At 70.0% G+C, this 18,442-nt stretch carries 18 protein-coding genes; 10 read left to right on the top strand and 8 right to left on the bottom strand.

The features are described from left to right. The first annotated feature begins 22 nt into the window (after nt 1–22). Nucleotides 23–184, top strand: coding sequence for a zinc ribbon domain-containing protein (locus tag VIM26_RS27065; protein WP_414696482.1), 162 nt, complete (start codon nt 23–25; stop codon nt 182–184). A gap of 82 nt (nt 185–266) precedes the next feature. Here the strand turns inward: VIM26_RS27065 and VIM26_RS13315 are convergent, their stop codons facing one another. Both VIM26_RS13315 and VIM26_RS13310 read right to left on the bottom strand, forming a co-directional pair. Continuing rightward, on the bottom strand, nt 267–1,592 hold the full coding sequence (locus VIM26_RS13315; protein WP_331951934.1) for a gluconate:H+ symporter: 1,326 nt from the start codon (nt 1,590–1,592) through the stop codon (nt 267–269). Nucleotides 1,593–1,597: 5 nt separating this feature from the next. Beyond that, nucleotides 1,598–2,503, bottom strand: coding sequence for a dihydrodipicolinate synthase family protein (locus VIM26_RS13310; protein WP_331951932.1), 906 nt, complete (start codon nt 2,501–2,503; stop codon nt 1,598–1,600). A gap of 149 nt (nt 2,504–2,652) precedes the next feature. Between VIM26_RS13310 and VIM26_RS13305 the strand changes: the two genes are divergently transcribed. The 3 genes from VIM26_RS13305 (at nt 2,653) to VIM26_RS13295 (ending at nt 5,513) form a co-directional block, all read left to right on the top strand. After that, nucleotides 2,653–3,465: an IclR family transcriptional regulator gene (locus VIM26_RS13305; RefSeq protein ID WP_331951930.1), complete on the top strand. Its 813-nt coding sequence runs from the start codon at nt 2,653–2,655 to the stop codon at nt 3,463–3,465. A 45-nt stretch (nt 3,466–3,510) separates the two neighbouring features. Further along, on the top strand, nt 3,511–4,806 hold the full coding sequence (locus tag VIM26_RS13300) for a glucarate dehydratase family protein (protein ID WP_331951928.1): 1,296 nt from the start codon (nt 3,511–3,513) through the stop codon (nt 4,804–4,806). Between the two features lie 170 nt (nt 4,807–4,976). Continuing rightward, entirely contained in the window at nt 4,977–5,513 is a 537-nt protein-coding gene (locus VIM26_RS13295; RefSeq protein WP_331951926.1) for a hypothetical protein, read from the top strand. On the opposite strand, the gene VIM26_RS13290 is transcribed toward VIM26_RS13295, so the two are convergent. From VIM26_RS13290 to VIM26_RS13275, 4 genes are all read right to left on the bottom strand, one after another. Next, on the bottom strand, nt 5,510–5,956 hold the full coding sequence (locus VIM26_RS13290) for a hypothetical protein (protein ID WP_331951925.1): 447 nt from the start codon (nt 5,954–5,956) through the stop codon (nt 5,510–5,512). The genes VIM26_RS13295 and VIM26_RS13290 overlap by 4 nt on opposite strands. A 402-nt stretch (nt 5,957–6,358) precedes the next feature. Further along, entirely contained in the window at nt 6,359–7,798 is a 1,440-nt protein-coding gene (locus VIM26_RS13285) for a rhamnulokinase family protein (protein ID WP_331951923.1), read from the bottom strand. Next, a complete protein-coding gene (gene rhaI, locus VIM26_RS13280) occupies nt 7,799–8,965 on the bottom strand; it encodes an L-rhamnose isomerase (RefSeq protein WP_331951921.1) in 1,167 nt (388 codons plus the stop codon). It abuts the gene before it with no gap. Next, nucleotides 8,962–9,357 carry an L-rhamnose mutarotase gene (locus tag VIM26_RS13275; protein ID WP_331951919.1) on the bottom strand — a complete coding sequence of 132 codons (396 nt, stop codon included), beginning with the start codon at nt 9,355–9,357 and terminating at the stop codon, nt 8,962–8,964. Before VIM26_RS13275 ends, rhaI begins: the two co-directional genes overlap by 4 nt. A 399-nt stretch (nt 9,358–9,756) precedes the next feature. Here VIM26_RS13275 and VIM26_RS13270 point away from each other — a divergent pair, with 399 nt between their 5' ends. Continuing rightward, a complete protein-coding gene (locus VIM26_RS13270; protein WP_331951917.1) occupies nt 9,757–10,413 on the top strand; it encodes a class II aldolase/adducin family protein in 657 nt (218 codons plus the stop codon). Between the two features lie 33 nt (nt 10,414–10,446). Here the strand turns inward: VIM26_RS13270 and VIM26_RS13265 are convergent, their stop codons facing one another. Next, nucleotides 10,447–10,578, bottom strand: a complete 132-nt coding sequence (locus VIM26_RS13265; RefSeq protein ID WP_331951915.1) for a hypothetical protein — start codon at nt 10,576–10,578, stop codon at nt 10,447–10,449. On the opposite strand from VIM26_RS13265, the gene fucO reads away from it, so the two are divergent. The 3 genes from fucO to VIM26_RS13250 all read left to right on the top strand — a co-directional run bounded on the left by fucO (nt 10,520) and on the right by VIM26_RS13250 (nt 15,869). After that, the gene (gene fucO / locus VIM26_RS13260; protein ID WP_331951938.1) at nt 10,520–11,611 is read left to right on the top strand and encodes a lactaldehyde reductase; all 1,092 of its coding nucleotides are present in this window, start codon (nt 10,520–10,522) and stop codon (nt 11,609–11,611) included. The two genes, VIM26_RS13265 and fucO, sit on opposite strands and share 59 nt — an antisense overlap. A gap of 771 nt (nt 11,612–12,382) precedes the next feature. After that, nucleotides 12,383–13,417, top strand: coding sequence for a LacI family DNA-binding transcriptional regulator (locus tag VIM26_RS13255; RefSeq protein ID WP_331951913.1), 1,035 nt, complete (start codon nt 12,383–12,385; stop codon nt 13,415–13,417). Between the two features lie 742 nt (nt 13,418–14,159). Beyond that, nucleotides 14,160–15,869 (top strand): TIM-barrel domain-containing protein, encoded by a 1,710-nt coding sequence (locus tag VIM26_RS13250; RefSeq protein ID WP_331951911.1) that lies wholly within the window; start codon nt 14,160–14,162, stop codon nt 15,867–15,869. Here VIM26_RS13250 and VIM26_RS13245 read toward each other — a convergent pair. After that, nucleotides 15,827–16,462 (bottom strand): helix-turn-helix domain-containing protein, encoded by a 636-nt coding sequence (locus tag VIM26_RS13245; protein WP_331951907.1) that lies wholly within the window; start codon nt 16,460–16,462, stop codon nt 15,827–15,829. The genes VIM26_RS13250 and VIM26_RS13245 overlap by 43 nt on opposite strands. Before the next feature lie 201 nt (nt 16,463–16,663). Here VIM26_RS13245 and VIM26_RS13240 point away from each other — a divergent pair, with 201 nt between their 5' ends. Both VIM26_RS13240 and VIM26_RS13235 read left to right on the top strand, forming a co-directional pair. Beyond that, on the top strand, nt 16,664–17,704 hold the full coding sequence (locus tag VIM26_RS13240; protein ID WP_331951905.1) for an NADP-dependent oxidoreductase: 1,041 nt from the start codon (nt 16,664–16,666) through the stop codon (nt 17,702–17,704). 11 nt (nt 17,705–17,715) lie between these two features. Then, complete coding sequence (locus tag VIM26_RS13235; RefSeq protein WP_331951904.1) at nt 17,716–18,423, top strand: type 1 glutamine amidotransferase domain-containing protein; 708 nt, start codon at nt 17,716–17,718, stop codon at nt 18,421–18,423. Nucleotides 18,424–18,442 lie beyond the last annotated feature (19 nt).

Below are 18,442 nucleotides of genomic sequence, written 5' to 3'. Positions count from 1 at the left end.
GAGAGCCAAGCGGCACCTCGAACTGGGTCAACGAATCTTCACGTGCTCGACCTGTGGCTTCACCGCGGGCCGGGACGTGAACGCTGCCAGGGTGATCCTGGCTGTGGCAGAACGGGGCCACACCAGTGTTGACGACGTAAGGCACCTGCTACCACCCTCCGGGTTGGTTGCGGTTGCGGTTTGAGCTGGAAATCCCCCGGATTCATCCATGGGGAACCGTTAAGAGGTGGTCTCTTTCGGTAGGTGGGGAAGCGCGGAACGGCGGTTCAGGAGACGACGGCGTTGACGGCGAGCACGCCGAACAGGCCCAGGATCGAGAGCACCGTCGTATACGTGGTGCGGGTCTTGATCGCGTCCATGACCGACAGCCCGAGGAACTCCTTGTACATCCAGAAGCCCGGGTCGTTCACGTGCGAGCAGGCGACCGAGCCGCAGGTCACCGCGAGCACCATGATCTCCGGGCTCACCGTGCCGGCGGTCACGAGCGGCAGCGCGATCCCGGCGGCGGTGACCACGGCCACGGTTGCCGAGCCCAGCGCGATCCGCATGATGGCGGCGATTGCCCACGCCAGGATGATCGGCGACACGTTCCAGCCGCTCGTCAGGACGTTGATGTAGTCGGTGATGCCGGCCTGGACCAGGACCTCCTTGAACGCACCGCCCGCGCCGATGACGACGATGATCATCGCCATCGCCTTCATCGAGTCGGCACAGGACTTCATGATCTCGTCGAGCGAGCGACCGACCCGCAGGCCGACCAGCCAGATCGCGAGCAGCAGGGAGATGAGCAGCGCGATCGGGGAGGAGCCGACGAAGTCGATGACGTTGCGCGCGGTGCTGTTCTTGCCCATGGTCATGTCCGCGGCAGCCGCGCCGCCGATCAGGACGACGGGGAGCAGCGCGACGAGGATCGACGTCGAGAAGCTCGGCATGTCCCGGTCCTCGAAGTGCTTCTCGCTGACCAGGCCCATCGGGATCGCCGGGTCGAGCCGCTTGATGAACGGCAGCCGCGGCCACACCAGGGCGACGGCGCCACCGATCGGGATCGCGATGAACAGGCCGTACAGGAGCGTCAGCCCCACCGAGGCGTGGAAGACGCCGGCGACGGCGGTCGGACCCGGGTGCGGGGGCAGGAAGCTGTGCATCGTGGACAGCGCGATGGCCAGCGGCAGGCCGACCCAGAGCAGCTTGAGGCGGGTCTGGCGCACGATCGTGAACACGAGCGGGACCAGCAGGACGAACGCGACCTCGAAGAACATCGTGATGCCGAGGCAGATGGCGGCGCAGATCATGGCGAGCTGGACGTGCTTGATGCCGAACTTGTCGAGCATCGTGGTGGCGATCCGCTGCGCCGCACCGGAGTCCGCCATCACCATGCCCAGCATTGCGCCGAAGCCGAGGACCAGGATCAGGTCGTCGAGCTGGCCGCCGATCCCGTCCGACATGGCGGAGGTGATGTCCGCCAGGGGCATCCCCTCGGCGAGGCCGACCAGGATCGCGACGATGATCAGTGAGATGAACCCGTTGAGCTTGAACTTGGTCATCAGGAGCAGCAGCACTGCTACTCCACAGGCAACGATGACGAGAGGCATGGTGGCTACTCTTTCTCGGCGAGGCCGGGGAGGTTGCCGATGTCGGCGATGACACCGGCGAGCTGTTCGCGCTTGTCCGGCGCGAGCTCTCGCGCGGGCGCGAGGCAGTAGCCGGCGTCGATGCCGGCCAGCCGGAGTCCTTCTTTGAGGACGACGGGGAAGGTCGCTCCGTCGAGCGCCTGACGCAGGGGCACCAGCGCGAACTGGAGCTCGAGGGACCGCTTGTAGTCGCCGGCGACGTAGGAGTTGTAGATCTCCGCCACGAGGCGGGGGGCGATGTTGGCCGTGCTCGCGATGGCGCCGGTCGCGCCATGGCACAGCCCCGAGTAGATGAGGGTGTCGCGACCGGCCAGGACGGCGTAGTCGTCGGGCGTGGTGCGCAGGTAGTCGAGCATCAGGCTCATGTCCCCGCTGGAGTCCTTGATCCCGATGATGTTGTCGACCGCGCTCAGGGTGCGGTTGGTCTCGGCGGTGATCTTCAGGTGGGTCTTTCCCTCGTTCCCGTAGAGCAGGACGGGCAGCTCGGTCGACGCCGCGATCGCGGTGAAGTGGTCGACGAGCTCGGACTGGGTGGGGGTCATGAAGTACGGGGTGAGCACCGACAGCGCCGAGACGCCCCCGATGTCGGCGACCATGCGGGCGGTGCGGATGCAGTCCCTGGTGGTGATCTCGCTCGCGCCGGCATAGAGCGGGACGCGCCTGTCGATGTGCTCGGCGGCGATCTCGACGACGCGCCGCTTCTGGGCGTCGTCGAGCCCGTAGATCTCGCCGCTGCTGCCCAGCACGAAGATGCCGTGCACCCCGCCCGCGATGGTGAAGTCGATGACGTCGCGCAGCGCCTGCTCCATGAGCTCGCCGCCGGCGTCGAGCGGGGTGACGACCGCGGGGATAACCCCGTGGGGTGTAAACATCGTTGTTGGTCCTCTCGCAGGGCTGTTGCTCACCGCTACATCGGCTACATTTGTAGACACCAGATGCATCTGTGTACGGACACTAGCGTGCCGAACGTCCTGCTGTCGCCGCAGGACGAACGTCGCGCCCCACTTTCAGGAGAAGACCCGTGGCCGATCCGGTTGCCGAGACCGACGAGACCGACGTTCGAGACGCCCCGGACGACACGGGCGTGAAGGAGGTCAAGTCCGCGGCGCGCACGATGGACGTGCTCGAGTTCCTCGCCTCGAGGTCGGGGGAGCCGTCCCGGCTGCGCGAGATCGCGACCGCGCTGGCGGCGCCCCGGTCCAGCACCTACGCGCTGCTGCGCACCCTGGTGAGCCGCGAGTGGGTGCGCACGGACATCTCCGGCAACTTCTACAGCCTCGGCCTGCGCGCGCTGCTTGTCGGCACCTCCTACCTCGACGCCGACGCGTACGTGCGGGTCGTGCGCCCGGTCCTGGCGCAGGTCACCGAATCGCTCGACGAGACCATGCACCTCGCGCGGCTGGACGGGACAGACGTCGTATACCTGGCCACCCAGGAGTCGCACCAGTACCTGCGAGCCAACTCCCGGGTCGGACGGCGACTGCCGGCGCATGCGACCAGCCTCGGCAAGGCGATCCTCGCGGAGCGCGACGAGGCGGCGGTCCCGGACGAGCTCGCGGCCCTGACGGCACGCACGATCACCGATCGCGGTGCCCTGCTGACCGATCTCGCGACCGTGCGGATGCGCGGGTACGCGATCGACGACGAGGAGAACACGATGGGCCTGCGCTGCTTCGGCTTCGCGCTGCACTACACCGACCCGGTGAGCGACGCCTTCAGCTGCTCGGTGCCCCTGGCGCGCCTGACCCCCGAGCGCGAGCGGCAGATCGTCGAGACGATGCAGGCCGCGCGGCGGCAGATCGAGGCGTTGGCCCCGCCTCGCGGCAGGTTCTGACCACCGCACGCGCCAGTGGGCGTCTACAAGTGTGTTGGTTGGCTATTGAGCACCGCCGACCGCTTCACCACCCCCGAGCACCGCATCACCGCGGTGCACGTCACGCCGATCGCCTTCCGCGACCCGCCATTGCTGAACGCCGTCGGCGTCCATGAGCGCTTCGCGCTGCGCACGATCGTCGAGGTGGTCACGGACTCGGGGCTCAGCGGCCTCGGCGAGTCCTACGGCGACGCGCCGCACCTCGAGCGCCTGCGGCGGGCGGCCCGCGGCCTGATCGGCCTGGACATCTTCGACCTGCACGCCATGATGCGCCGCGTGGAGAGCTCGCTGCGGACCGACAGCGGCCTCGGCGGGCACGGCATGGGCGGGATGGTCACGACCACCCGGACCGCCGACCGGGTCTTCTCCCCGTTCGAGGTCGCCGCGCTCGACCTCCAGGGCAAGGCCATCGGCCGCCCGGTGAGCGACCTGCTCGGTGGCGCGGTCCGCAGCTCGGTCGACTTCAGCGCGTACCTGTTCTACAAGTGGGCCGCCCACCCTGGCCAGGACGACGACGTCTGGGGCGCGGCGCTCGACGCCGACGGCCTGGTCCGCCAGGCCCGCACCATGGTCGACGAGTTCGGCTTCGGCGCGATCAAGCTCAAGGGCGGGGTGTTCGGGCCGCAGGAGGAGATCGCCGCGATCAAGGCGCTGCGCCAGGCCTTCCCCGACCTCCCGCTGCGCCTCGACCCGAACGCCGCCTGGTCGGTCGAGACGTCGATCAAGGTCGGCCAGGAGCTCGAGGGCATCGTGGAGTACCTCGAGGACCCGACCGAGGGGATCGACCCGATGGCGGCCGTCGCGCGCGCGGTGCCGATGCCGCTCGCGACCAACATGTGCGTGGTCTCCTTCGACGACGTCGAGCCTGCCGTCACCGCCGGCGCCGTCGGCGTCATCCTGTCCGACCTGCACTTCTGGGGCGGGCTGCGTCGCTCGCAGTCGCTGGCAACCGTGTGCGAGACCTTCGGGCTCGGCCTGTCCATGCACTCGAACTCCCACCTGGGCATCAGCCTGGCCGCGATGACGCACCTGGCCGCGGCCACCCCCAAGCTCGACTACGCATGCGACACGCACTGGCCGTGGAAGGACCCCGCCGAGGACGTCATCGTCCCGGGCGTGCTCGAGTTCAAGGCCGGCGCCGTCGCCGTGCCGACCGGTCCGGGCCTCGGCGTGGAGCTGGACCGGGACGCGCTGGGGCGGCTGCACGAGCAGTACCTGAGCTGCGGGCTGCGCCTGCGGGACGACACCGGGTACATGAAGACGATCGACCCGGAGTACGAGGTGGTCGCGCCGCGGTGGTGACCGGGCGCAGTCGCTGAGCGGGCATCGCGGGGGTGAGCGGGCATCGCGGGTGCGGGTGATCATCTCGCCACCCGATGTTCACCCCGCCGTCGTGCGGGCGACCGGCGGACGGCGATTGCGCTGCCTAGCGTCGGGGGAGACGACACAGCGTCTTGCCACCGAGGAGGCCCATGACGGCCCGACGAATCACCGTGGTTGCCGAGCGGGTCGTGGTCGCCGTGTTCTGCCTCGTGGCGCTGGCGTCCTGCGCCGGGACGGTCTCGCCCGGCTCGCCCGGCCACGCGGGCGGCAGTCCGGACGTCGTGGCCGCCGCGGCGATCGCGCTCGAGGCTCCGAGGTCGGAGCCGGCACCGGCCCTGTCGGTCGGGGCAACGGTGCCCGCGGGCACCGTTGCCCTCCCGACGGGGGCGTTCAGCGACCGGCTTCGGCTGCGGGACGTGACGATCACCGGGCACGCGGTCACCGCTCGCCTGGACGTGGCGAGCGACGTGCGCGAGCTGATCGACCTCGAGGTCCGGGCCGACTTCTACGACGCGGACGGCAGGTTCTTGTCGAGCAACCGGCAGATCTTCCGGGCCCGGGACGCCGAGATGTTCCACACCACCTCCGGCGTCGTCGGGCTGCCGATCTCGGTGCCGGGACCCGCGACGGGGGCGCGCAGCGCGGTGCTGAGCGTCCCCGTGCTGGTGAACGGGCAGCGCGCCTAGACCCGGCCTGCGACCACGGCGTCGGGCGTGGTCAGGGAGTTGTCGCCGTAGCGCTCGAGCTCGATCTGCTCGAGCGACTTCCCCTGGGTGCGCGGCGCCCACACGCCGTGGAACGCCTGCGCCCCGACGCCGGCTGCGACACCCCAGCTGACGGCGAACAGGATGAGCACCGGCATGGTGGCCTCGACGTAGACCAGCAGGAGCCAGGCGAAGATCCCCAGCGCGGCGCCGATGATGTACAGCAGGCGGCGGCTGTACCGGTCCGCGAGCTTCATGAAGCCGAAGTACGTCGAGGCGACCGTGCAGCCCCAGAGCAGGACCTGCAGCAGGTTCTGCTCGATCGGACTCTCGACGCCGGCCGACGCGTACACCCGCGGCATGAAGATGCCCATCTGGCCGGCGACGACGTTCCAGAAGGCGTAGACGCCGAACAGGAACACCATGGCCTTGACGTTGGCCTTCTTGGCGAAGGAACCCGATGGTCGGGCCCATCGACCACGCGAACTGGGCCGACCCGATGTGGGCCGCGCGCTTGCCCGCGGGCGCGTTCTCGGCGATGTAGGTCCAGGACGCCGGGATGCCGGCGCCCACCGCGATGCCGGTCACGGTTGTCGAACCCGAACTCCTTCTGCCACAGGCCCAGGCTCGTCGCGATCGCGATGATCGATCCGGCCTCGATGTAGTTGGACATCGCGACGGAGATCGTGGCTTTCCAACCGGTGGTGATCTTGGCGCCAACTCGCATGGCAATAGACTCGTTTGTCTGCGTAATGGATTACTTCGGTCGCGCGGAAACCGCGCGGCGTGTGAAATACGTCGTGGTGCGGACCGCTGGTGGTGCGGGACTACGTCGTCCGTTCCACCACGCGCGCGTCGTAGCGCACGGGTGTGAAGGTGCGCGCGACGAGCGAGCGCAAGTTCTCCAGGCTGCCGCTCACCAGGCCCTGGGAGCGCGCCTGGATGAGCACGTTGCCGATCGCGGTGGCCTCGACCGGTCCGGCGAGCACCGGCAGGCCTGTTCGGTCGGCCGTCAGCTGGCACAGCAGCGCGTTCTGCGAGCCGCCGCCGACGACGTGCACGGTACGGATCGCCTGCCCCGAGAGTTCGCCCGCCTGCTGCAGGGCGCGGGCATACGCGGCGGCGAGGCTCTCCACGATCCACCGGACGACCTCGACGGGCGTGCGCGGGACCGGCAGCCCTCGTTCGGCGCAGAGCTCGGCGATCCGGGCTGGCATGTCGCCCGGGGCGAGGAAACGCGGGTCGTCGACGTCGAACACCGGCACGGGACCGGGTACCTGCGCGGCCGCGGCGAGCAGCGCGGGCAGGTCCGACGGCGTCCCGGCTCGTTCCCAGGTGCGCAGCGACTCGCTCAGCAGCCACAGCCCCATGACGTTGCGCAGGAACCGCACCCGCCCGTCGACGCCTCCCTCGTTCGTGAAGTTCGCCAGTCGGCTCGCCTCGCTCAGCACGGGCTGGTCGAGCTCCACCCCGACGAGCGACCAGGTGCCCGACGAGATGTACGCGCAGTCGGGCGAGGTCATCGGCACCGCGACCACCGCCGACGCCGTGTCGTGCGACCCCACCGCGACGACCTCGAGCCGAGCCGGCGCGCCGATCTCGTCCGCGACGCCGGCGAGGAGTGGGCCGACCGTGCTCCCCGGGTCGACGAGCTCGGCGAACAGTGTCCGGGGCAGGCCGAGCCTCGTGATCAGGTCGGCGTCCCAGTCGCCGGTCGCCTGGTCGAGCAGGCCGGTGGTCGAGGCGTTCGTCCGCTCGGCGACCTGCCGGCCGGTGAGCCAGTAGGTGATCAGGTCGGGGATGAGCAGCATCGAGTCGGCCGGCTCGAGGGCGCCGGCGAGGCGGTCCGCGGCGAGCTGGTAGAGCGTGTTGAACGGGAGGAGCTGCAGACCGTTGCGCGCGTAGAGCTGCTCGGGCGGTACCAGGGCGTGGGTGGCCCGGACGCCGTCGGCCGTGCGCTCGTCGCGGTAGTGGTACGGGTTGGCGATCATCCGCGTCCCGCTCAGCAGCGCGTAGTCCACCGCCCAGGAGTCGACCGCGACACTGCGCAGCGTGGGTGCCTCGCGGACCGCGGCGCGCAGCCCGGCGAGCACGTTGCGGTGCAGGTCGAGGATGTCCCAGTGCAGGCCGTCGATGGTGCGCACCGGGTTGTTCGCGAACCGAGCGACCGGGTGCACGCTGAGCTCGTTCGGTCCGACCCGGCCCAGCATCACCCGCCCGCTGGAGGCGCCGAGGTCGACCGCCGCGACCGTACCCGCAACGCTCACCTAGGCTCCCCAGCCGGACTGGGTGCCGCCGACGCGCTCCTCGGCGATCTGCTTGCCGTAGCCCGAGGCGGCGTAGGCGGCCATCGGGTCGGCCGGCAGGCCGCGGGTCTCGCGCCAGGCGGCGAGGTCCGCGCGGACGTCGGTGTAGAAGGCGTCCATCAGGATGCCGTTCGCGCCCATCACGTCGTGCGAATTCTGCGCCTCGGTGAGCGCGCCGGTGTCGACGGACAAGGCGCGGGCCGTCATCTCCTGCACGTTGAGCACGGAGCGGATCTGGCCGGGGAGCTTGTCCTCGACGTTGTGGCACTGGTCGAGCATGAACGAGACCGGGCTGTCCGGACCGTAGCCGCCGCCGCGGATGACCTCGTACAGGATGCGGAACAGCTGGAACGGGTCGGCGGCGCCCACGATCAGGTCGTCGTCGGCGTAGAAGCGGGAGTTGAAGTCGAAGGAGCCGAGCTTTCCCAGGCGCAGCAGCTGGGCGACGATGAACTCGATGTTCGTGCCGGGGGCGTGGTGGCCGGTGTCCAGGCAGACCATGGCCTTGTCGCCGAGTGCGCTGACCTGGGCGTAGGAGGTTCCCCAGTCCGGGACGTCGGTGTGATAGAAGGCCGGCTCGAAGAACTTGTATTCCAGCACGAGCCGCTGGCTTGTGCGCAGGCGCGCGTAGATCTGCGCGAGGGAGCCCGCGAGGCGGTCCTGGCGGCCGCGGATGTCGCCCTGGCCGGGGTAGTTGGTGCCGTCCGCGAGCCAGATCTTCAGGTCCTGCGAGCCGGTCGCGTCCATGATGTCGAGGCACTCGAGGTGGTGGTCGATCGCCTTGCGGCGCACGGCCTCCTCGACGTGCGTCAAGGACCCGAACTTGTAGGCCTCGTCCTGGAAGGTGTTGGAGTTCACCGTGCCCAAGCGCAGACCGAGGTTGGCCGCGTACGTGCTCAGGGCGCCGTAGTCGTCCACCTTGTCCCAGGGGATGTGCAGCGCGACCGACGGCGCGAGCCCGGTCAGCTCGTGGACCTTCGCCGCGTCGGAGATCTTCTCCTGGATGGTGCGTGGGGTGCCGGGGGTGGTCCAGACCCTGAACCGGGTGCCTGCGTTGCCGAAAGCCCAGGAGGGGAGCTCGATCTGCTGGCTCTCCAGCCGGGTGAGAACCTCAGCGCTGATGCTCACGAGCCGCTTCTTTCTGTCGATGCCGCGTCCATCGCGGCGAGCTGGTCCTCAAGGTTGAAGACCTCGGTCAGTTGCGCGAATCCCTCGTCCGGGGCGCCGTCCAGATCCACGAAGAAGTCGCCCATCTCGGCCTGCCAGCGGGCGTTCACCTCGGTGGCAGCCATGCCTGCCTGGGCCCGGATCAGGTCATCGGTCTCGAGGTAGCCGATCAGCAGGCCGTCGTCGCGCACGAACAGGGAGTAGTTGTGCCAGCCGGTGGCCGCCAGGGCTCGCAGCATCTCGGGCCACACCGCCGCGTGACGGGCGCGGTACTCGGTGAGGCGCCCGGGCTTGACCTGAAGCTGGAAGCAGACGCGTTGCCGGTCGGCGCCGGGCGCGTTGGTGGTCGTCATGGGGCTGTCCGCACCTCCTCGTTGAGTACTGAATCGTTTCAAGCGATTGATCGGAGAGTAGGACCAGGCTGCTCGGGAAGTCAAGCCTTCGCCGGAGTGCTCAGCGAACCCTCGCTACGAACGCGCGGCCTGAGCTCATCGGGGGATCGAGGCTGTCTGGTGGCGGGGACCGGGCGAATGCATAGTTTTCTGGACGAAAGATGCTAGACCTACGCAAATCATGAAGAACCGGTCATTACCCCCAAAAAGGACACGACAGCTTCGCCTGCCCAGACGAAGCGATCGGGCCGCGCGTGGGTCGGGACGAATGTCCCTGCCGGGCAGCGATCGGGTGCACCAGACTGGCTGAAACGATTCAAATTGTGATCACCCACGAGGGGACTTCCGATGACCGAGGTCATGAGCAGAGCGTCAAAGGCTGTGCGCGACGAGATCATGTACTACTGCCTCGAGTCGGTGAAGAACGGCTTGAACTTCAACACCCAGGGCAACATCAGTGTTCGGATACCCGAGCACGAGGCGATCGTCATCACCCCGAGCGACGTGCGCTACGACGCGATGGCCCCCGAGGACATGATCGTCGTCGGCTACGACGGCGCCGTCCTGGAGACCGGGGAGCGCGATGCCTCCTGGCTGCCGTCCACGGAGCTGCCGGTGCACCTCGCGGCCTACCGTCGCCGGCCCGACGCGGCCGCCATCGTGCACACCGAGTCCACCTTCGTGAACGTGCTCGGCGCACTGGGCCGCACGATCGACCCGATCCTGCTCAACATGGTGCTCTACGCCAAGGGCCCGGTGCCGATCATGCCGTTCGAGTTCAGCACCAACGCCGCGTTCGGCGAGCGCAGCGCCGCGCTCATGGGCGACGACGTGTTCGCCGTCGTCTGGGCGAACCACGGGCTGCTCGCGGTCGGCACCTCGCTCAAGCTCGCGTTCAAGGTCGCCGTCGCGGTCGAGGAGAACGCCGAGGTGCTCTACCACGCGCAGCTTGCAGGCACGCCGAACCTGCTCGTCTACGGCGACATCGACGTGCCGGCGGGCACCCGGCTGCCGTGACCTGCGTGCTGGACCCGTCCAGCCAGCACTGATTCATAGGGGAGTCTTTCCATGGTGGTCAACCGAATGATCGGCGAACCAGACCTCGTACTTCGGGCGGGGGGCGATCGCGAGCATCCCGGGCGAGCTGTCCAGGCGTGGCTTCACGAAGGCGCTCGTGGTCACCGACCGCGTCCTCGTCGCGGCCGGCGTCGCGCGCCGGGTGACCGCCCTGCTGGACGACGCCGGCTTCGCGTACGACATCTACGACGATGTGATGCCGAACCCGACCATCGAGGCCGTGCAGGCCGGGGTCGCGGCGTTCGGCCTGTCGGGGGCCGACTGCCTGGTCGCGATCGGCGGCGGCTCGCCCCAGGACACCTGCAAGGCGATCGGGATCATCGTCGCCAACCCCGAGTTCTCCGACGTACGGAGCCTGGAACGGGTCGCCGACACCCAGAACCCGTCGGTGCCGATCATCGGGGTGCCCACCACTGCCGGCACCGCCGCGGAGGTGACGATCAACTACGTCATCACGGACTCGCGCAAGTTCGTGTGCGTCGACCCGCTCGGCATCCCGGTGGTGGCGGTCGTGGACGCCGACATGATGGCCGGCATGCCCGCCGCGCTCAAGGTCGCGACCGGGATGGACGCCCTGACCCACGCGATCGAGGGCTACACGACCAAGGGCGCCTGGGAGCTGACCGATGCCCTGCACCTCAAGGCGATCGAGATCATCGCCGACTCGTTGCCCGGTTCGGCGCGCGGCGACGAAGCGGCGGGGGAGCGGATGGCGCTCGGGCAGTACGTCGCCGGCATGGGCTTCTCCAACGTCGGCCTCGGCCTGGTGCACGCGATGGCGCACCCCCTGGGGGCCTACTACGACGCCGCGCACGGCGTGGCGAACGCGATCCTCCTGCCGCACGTGATGGCGTTCAACGCCGAGGCGACAGGGGAGAAGTTCCGCGAGATCGCCCGGGCCATGGGCGTCGCCAGGACCGAGGAGATGACCATCGACCGGGCTCGCGAGGCGGCAGTCCGGGCGGTCGCCCAGCTGGCCAGCAGCCTGGGTACCTCCGCATCGTTGAGCGACCTCGGCGCGAGCAAGGACGACATCCCGGCCTTGGCCGCGGCCGCGCTCGCCGCCGTCTGCGCCGCCGGCAACCCCCGCGAGGCGACCCTGGACGACGTCACCGACCTCTACACCGCAGCGTTCTAGCCCGCCGGCCCCGGCCGGCCCCGGGTTTCGGAAGAATCTGCGCGCGCCGCGCACAGATCCTTCCGAAACCCGGTCGATCACCGGAGTCGGGTCCGGTTTTGGTCGGGATTTGTCCGATTTTCGAGCAAGTCCCGACCAAAAACGGACCCGTCACCGTGGAGCGAGGCCGAACCGTGCGGTCGCCGCCGCTGATCGGTCCGAATACGTGGATGGCGGCCGGCGACTGTCGTCGAAATGGGAGTTGTTGTCCTTCGCCGGCCAAAAATGCGACAACAACTCCTATCTCGCGCGTCGAGTTGCCGAGAAGTGAGTAGAGGAGGGGCTGTTCAAGCGGCCCTTCGGGCGGGTGGTGCGCGCGAGGAGATGGTGCGACAAGCCGTCGCGCGCATTTCCTTCCGAGCCGGACCGAGCTCGGCGCCACGCTGCCCGCTCGGAGTTGCCGGCCTTGCTCGTCGCCGGAGCGCCTCGGTAGATCTTGGCTGGTTGTGCTCCTCGGGGAGGGGCAAAACGCGCTGTTCGGCCCGATGTACCCCAAACCTACGCAAATCAGTTAGAACCGGTCATTACCACCACAACGGACACGGCAGCTTCGCCAGCCCGGACAAGCGGGTCGGGACCCGCGCGGCGCGCGAAACACAGCAAGTCGTGAATGGGTGCGCAGCGCACGAGTGGGAGTCCCGGAGCAGCGATGACGTCCGCCCCCACCCGGAGCCTCGCGCTACGGACACGGGCGGTTTGCGGGTCGGGTTGACTCGATTCATAATTAGGCTCATGGTCTCGGTGAGCGTTCGCGATGTCGCATCCCTGGCGGGGGTCTCGGTCGGCACGGTCTCCAACGTGCTCAACCGACCGGACAAGGTCTCGGCCGAGTCAGTCGCCCGTGTGCAGGCCGCGATCGTGGACCTCGGCTACGTGCGCAACGATGCCGCCCGGCAGCTCCGCGCGGGTCGCAGCCGGAGCATCGGCCTGGTGGTGCTCGACGTCGCAAACCCGTTCTTCACCGACGTCGCCCGTGGCGCCGAGGACCGCGCGGCGGAGGAGCACCTCACCGTGCTGCTCGGCAACAGCGACCAGAACACCTCCCGTGAGAGCGCGTACCTCGACCTGTTCGAGGAGCAGCGCGTGCACGGAGTGCTGATCTCACCGCTGGGCGACACCGTCGAGCGGCTCGAGCGGCTGCGCAAGCACGGCATCCCGACGGTCCTTGTGGACCGGGAAACCCCCGACCGCAGCTTCTCGTCCGTCGCGGTCGACGACGTCGCCGGGGGACACCTGGCCGCGGAGCACCTCGCCTCGGTGGGGCGGACCCGGATCGCGTTCGTCGGCGGTCCGAGCAGCATCCGCCAGGTGGCCGATCGGCTCGAGGGCGCGCGCCGGGCCGTCGCCGAGCATCCCGGGGTGACCCTGGAGGTCTGGAACACCGACGCGCTGTCCGTGCTGGCGGGACGCGCGGTCGGCGAGCAGATCCGTGACCGCCCCGCCGCCGAGCGCCCGGATGCGGTGTTCGCCGCGAACGACCTCCTCGCCATCGGCGTGCTGCAGGCCTTGAACATGTTCGGCGACGTGCACGTGCCGAACGACATCGCGCTCATCGGCTACGACGACATCGCGTTCGCGGCAGCCGCCGTCGTCCCGCTGTCGTCGGTCCGCCAGCCGAGCGCGCTGATCGGGTACACCGCCGTCGACCTGCTCCTGCGCGAAGCGGCCGAGGGCGACGGATTCCCGCGCGAGCAGATCGTGTTCCAGCCCGAGCTCGTGATCCGGGCTTCGACCGGTGGGGCTGCCGAGCGCATCAGCCGCCCGTGAACGCCCCGCCCGACGCCGTCCCCGACGCGCCACTCGACCGGGCCCCGCTCGCCGACCCGCGCGCGGTGATCCAGGGACCGGGCTACCGGTTCACCGTGCTCACCAGCCGGCTCGTGCGGCTGGAACGCAGCGCGGACGACACGTTCACCGACCGGCCCACCCAGCTCGTCGTCCGCCGCCGGTTCGACGTGCCGCAGTTCACGCTCGAGGAGACCGCCGACCGGCTGGACCTGCGGACCGAGCATCTGCACGTGCGCTACGACAAGGGCCCGTTCAGCGGCGCGGGACTGTCGGTCTCGATGCGCACCCGTGCCCAGGGCTCCCACCGCACCACCTGGCACCACGGCGACTCGACAGCGACCCCGGGGGGCCGCCCGGCGAACCTCGGCGGCACGACCAGGACCCTCGACGACGTCGACGGCGCCGTGCCGCTGGAGCCGGGACTGCTCTCGCAGACCGGGTACGCCGTCGTCGACGACTCCCGATCGCTCGAGCTGACCGAGGACGGCTGGGTCGCCCCGCGCGCGGGCACGCAGGAGGACCTGTACTTCTTCGGGTACGGACAGGACTACTCCGCCGCCCTGCGGGACTTCTTCCGGCTCACCGGGCCCAGCCCGATGCTGCCGCGCTGGGCGCTGGGCAACTGGTGGAGCCGGTACCACCGCTACTCGGCGCCGGAGTACCTCGCGCTGCTGGACCGGTTCGAGCGCGAGGCATCCCGTTCTCGGTCGCGGTCCTCGACATGGACTGGCACCAGGTCGACATCGACCCCGCCCTCGGCAACGGCTGGACCGGGTACACCTGGGACCGCACGCTGTTCGCGGACCCGGCGGGTTTCCTCGCCGACCTGCACTCCCGAGACCTGCACGTCACCCTCAACGTGCACCCGGCCGACGGCGTGCGCCGCCACGAGGACGCCTACGCCGACGTCGCCCGCGACCTCGGGCTGGACCCGGAGACCGGGCTCGAGATCGCGTTCGACATCTCCTCCGCGGAGTTCACCGAGGCCTACCTCAGCCGCCTGCACCATCCGCACGAGCGGATCGGGGTCGACTTCTGGTGGCTCGACTGGCAGTCCGGGACCAACACCCGGGTGCCCGGCCTCGACCCGCTGTGGATGCTCAATCACGTGCACTACCAGGACTCCGCGCGCCGCGGGCGGCGCCCGCTGATCCTGTCCCGCTACGCCGGGCTCGGCAGCCACCGCTACCCGGTCGGCTTCTCCGGCGACACCATCAGCACCTGGGGCTCGCTGGACTTCCAGCCGTACTTCACCGCGACCGCCGCGAACGTCGGCTACTTCTGGTGGAGCCACGACATCGGCGGCCATCTCGGCGGCAGCAAGGACAACGAGCTCGCGACGCGCTGGTACCAGCTCGGCGCGCTCTCACCCATCAACCGGCTGCACTCCTCGAGCAGCGACTTCAGCTCCAAGGAACCGTGGCGGTTCGGGCCGGAGGCGGAGCGGATCATGATCCGCTTCCTGCGGCTGCGCCACCAGCTCGTGCCCTACCTGTACTCGGCGATGTGGGTCTCGCACACCGACGCGGTCGCCCCGGTTCGTCCGATGTACCACGACCACCCGAGCGAACCCGCGGCCTACTCGGTGCCCAACCAGTACCTGCTCGGGCCCGACCTGCTCGTCGCGCCGATCACGACCCCGCGCGACCACCGCACGCACCTGGGACAGGTGACCGCGTGGCTCCCCGAGGGCACCTGGTTCGACCTGTTCAGCGGTCGCCGGTACGACGGCGGTCGCCGGCTGACCCTGCACCGAACCCTGGCCGAGCTGCCGGTGCTGGCGCGCGCCGGTGCCGTGCTGCCGCTCGCCGCGGACCCGCTGGCCGACGTCGCGGCGAACCCGGAGGCGCTCGTGCTTCTCGTCATCCCGGGGGCCGACGGCGGCTGCACCCTGCTCGAGGACGACGGTCGGGGCGGTGCCACGGTCGCGGACCGCCAGCAGACCGCGATCACGTTCACCTGGAGCCCGCGCAGCACCGGGTCCGGCGGTGCCGATACCGAGGCCGACGCCGTGCTCACCCTCGCCCCGCCGACCGGACCGGGCGTCGCCACCGTGCGCACCCTGACCCTCGAGCTCGTCGGGGTCGACTCCGTGCGCCGCGTCGTGGTCGTGACCGGGGAGCGTGCGCAGGCGGCGCACCTGGACCCGGACGACGGCACGGGCCGCCGCGAGGTGGAGCTCGGCACCCTCGACCTGTCCGCCGGGGTGCAGGTGCGCCTCGAGGGCGTGCGCCTCGTCCCGCCCGACGTCGGCGCCGCGGCCTTCGCCCTGCTCGACGAGGCCGAGATCGGCTACGACCTCAAGGCCCAGGTGATGGAGATGGTCGGTGCGCTGTCCGGACGTGCGCTGCTCTCCGCGCTGCACACGCTCGAACTGCCCGGGAACCTCTACGGGGCGCTGCTGGAGATCGTCTCCGCGACCGCCGGCTGAGCCTCGGACCAGGCCTCGATCTGCTCGCAGGCTGTCGTCAGCATCGCCAGGGACTCCGCGCGGTTCACCCTGGCCAGCAGCATCGCGCTCATCGAGAACGAGGCGAGCGTGCGCGCGCGCGCGTCGAGCCTCGCCTCGGCGGCGCCGGCGCCGACCGAAGCCGCCGCGAGCGCTCCGCGGAGCGCGCCGGTGAGCTCGGCCCGATACTCGTCGACCACCTCCCGTGCGGAGCTGTCGTACCCGGCGAGCCCGGTCGCGGCGCCGACGAGCAGGCAGCCGCGTCGCGGTGAGTCGTCCGCCAGGCCGGCGATGGCGGCGCTCAGGCCCTCGAAGTACGCGAGCAGGGCGCCGCCGTCGGGCAGGGGGTCGGCCAGCACCTGCAGCCGCGGCCGGATGACTTCGAGGAGGTAGTCGTTCACGGCGGCGTCGAAGAGCCCGCGCTTGCTCCCGAACGCGTGGTAGAGGCTGGACCGGTTGATCCCGGTCGCCGCCTCGAGATCGGACACGGACGCACTTTCGTAGCCCTTGTCCCAGAACACGTCGCGCGCCGCCCGCACCACGACGGCGCTGTCGAACGTCTGGACCCGGCCCATGCCGCTCCTCCTGTGGTTCGGTACCTGCTCGCTCGAACCTATAGTGAAACGACCAGTTTAGAAACTCGGCGTCGAGAGAGCAGCTCAGCGGGGGGCGGGCGTCCGTGGTCCGGCCATCCGAATCCCCTCGTGGTCCGGCGACCGCGCGCCACGGCCTATAGTGAAACGATCAGTTCACAAAACGAGCAGAGGAACCCACCCATGTCAGCGCCGGTCGTCAGCACCCAGATCCAGCTCGTGAAGCGTCCCGTCGGATGGCCCGTCGCCGCCGACTTCGCCGTCGCGCAGGTCGAGCTCGGCGAGCCCGGCCCTGGCCAGGTCCGCGTGCTCAACGAGTTCGTCTCGGTCGACCCGTACATGCGTGCCCGGATGAACGACGTGAAGTCGTACGTCCCGCCGTTCGCGCTCGGCGAGACGATGACCGGGGGAGCGGTCGGCCGGGTCGTCGCGAGCGCCGCGGAGGGCTTCGCGGTGGGCGACGTCGTCCTGCACCAGTTCGGCTGGCGCGACCTCGCCCAGGAGGACGCCGCGGGCTTCCGGGTGATCCCCGAAATCCCGGGCGTGCCGCTCTCCGCGAACCTCGGCGTGCTCGGCATGACGGCGCTGACCGCGTACGCCGGGCTGCTCGAGGTCGCGCAGATGCAGCCGGGTGACACGGTGTTCGTCTCGGGTGCGGCCGGTGCGGTCGGCTCGATGGTCGGGCAGATCGCCCGGCTCAAGGGCGCGGGGCGGGTCATCGGCTCGGCCGGCTCGGCCGAGAAGGTCGCGCTGCTGACCGAGCGGTACGGCTTCGACGCGGCCTTCAACTACAAGGACGGCCCGGTGGCCCCGCAGCTCGCTGCCGCGGCACCGGACGGGATCGACGTCTACTTCGACAACGTCGGCGGGGACCACCTCGAGGCCGCGCTCGACTCCTTCAACGCCGGCGGCCGCGCCGCGTTGTGCGGCGCGATCGCGCAGTACAACAGCACCGAGCCGGTGGTCGGTCCGCGGAACCTGACCAACGTGATCGGGCGCGGCCTCACCCTCAAGGGCTTCATCGTGAGCAACTACACCCACCTCTACCCGGCGTTCTCCGCCGAGATGGCCGGCTGGTTCACCTCGGGCGACGTCGTCTATGACGAGACCGTCGTCGATGGCATCGAGAACGCGGTCGAGGCGTTGTTGGGCGTCATGCGCGGTGCGAACACCGGCAAGATGGTCGTGCGCACGACGGCGCCGGTCGCCGCGAACCTGAGCTGAAGGGGATCCCTGTGACGTCCGCACTCTTCGTCGTGAGCGCCGCCGACCGGTGGACGCTCAACGACGGCACCACCCACCCGACCGGGTTCTGGGCCGAGGAGCTCGCCGAGCCGCACCGGCTGTTCCGTGCGGCCGGCTGGCAGATCACGATCGCCACGCCCGGCGGGGTGGCGCCGACCGTCGACGCCGGCAGCCTCTCCGAGCGGGCAGCCGGGGGAGTCGAGCGCGCGGGCGTGCTCACCGCCTACCTCGCCTCGATCGCTGCCGAGCTCGACCGCCCGCGGTCCCTCGACGACATCGACGTCCGGGACTACGACGTCGTGTTCTATCCCGGTGGGCACGCGCCGATGGAGGACCTCGCCGTTGACGAGACCTCCGGGCGCCTGCTCACCGCGGCGCTCGACGCCGGGATCGTTCTGGGCGTGCTGTGCCACGCCCCCGCCGCGCTCCTGGCCGCCCGCCGCGCGGACGGCTCGTGGCCGTTCGCCGGCTACCGCCTGACGAGCTTCACGGACGCCGAGGAGCGCCTCGGCGGCCTGGCCGACAAGGCGCCGTGGCTCGTGCAGGGCCGGCTGGTCGAGCTCGGGGCCGACTTCGTCGAGGGTCCGCCGTTCGCCCCGCACCTCGAGGTGGACCGCACGCTGTACACGGGTCAGAACCCTGCCTCGTCCGGGATGCTCGCGACCGCGATCATCGACGCGCTCGCCGTCGCGGCGTAATTCGCGGCGTCACAGGAGG

Source organism: Pengzhenrongella sp., from assembly GCF_036565025.1.
GTDB lineage: Bacteria > Actinomycetota > Actinomycetes > Actinomycetales > Cellulomonadaceae > Pengzhenrongella.
The sequence above is the reverse complement of the archived record's forward strand: the minus strand, read 5'-3'. Positions and strand labels throughout refer to the sequence as shown.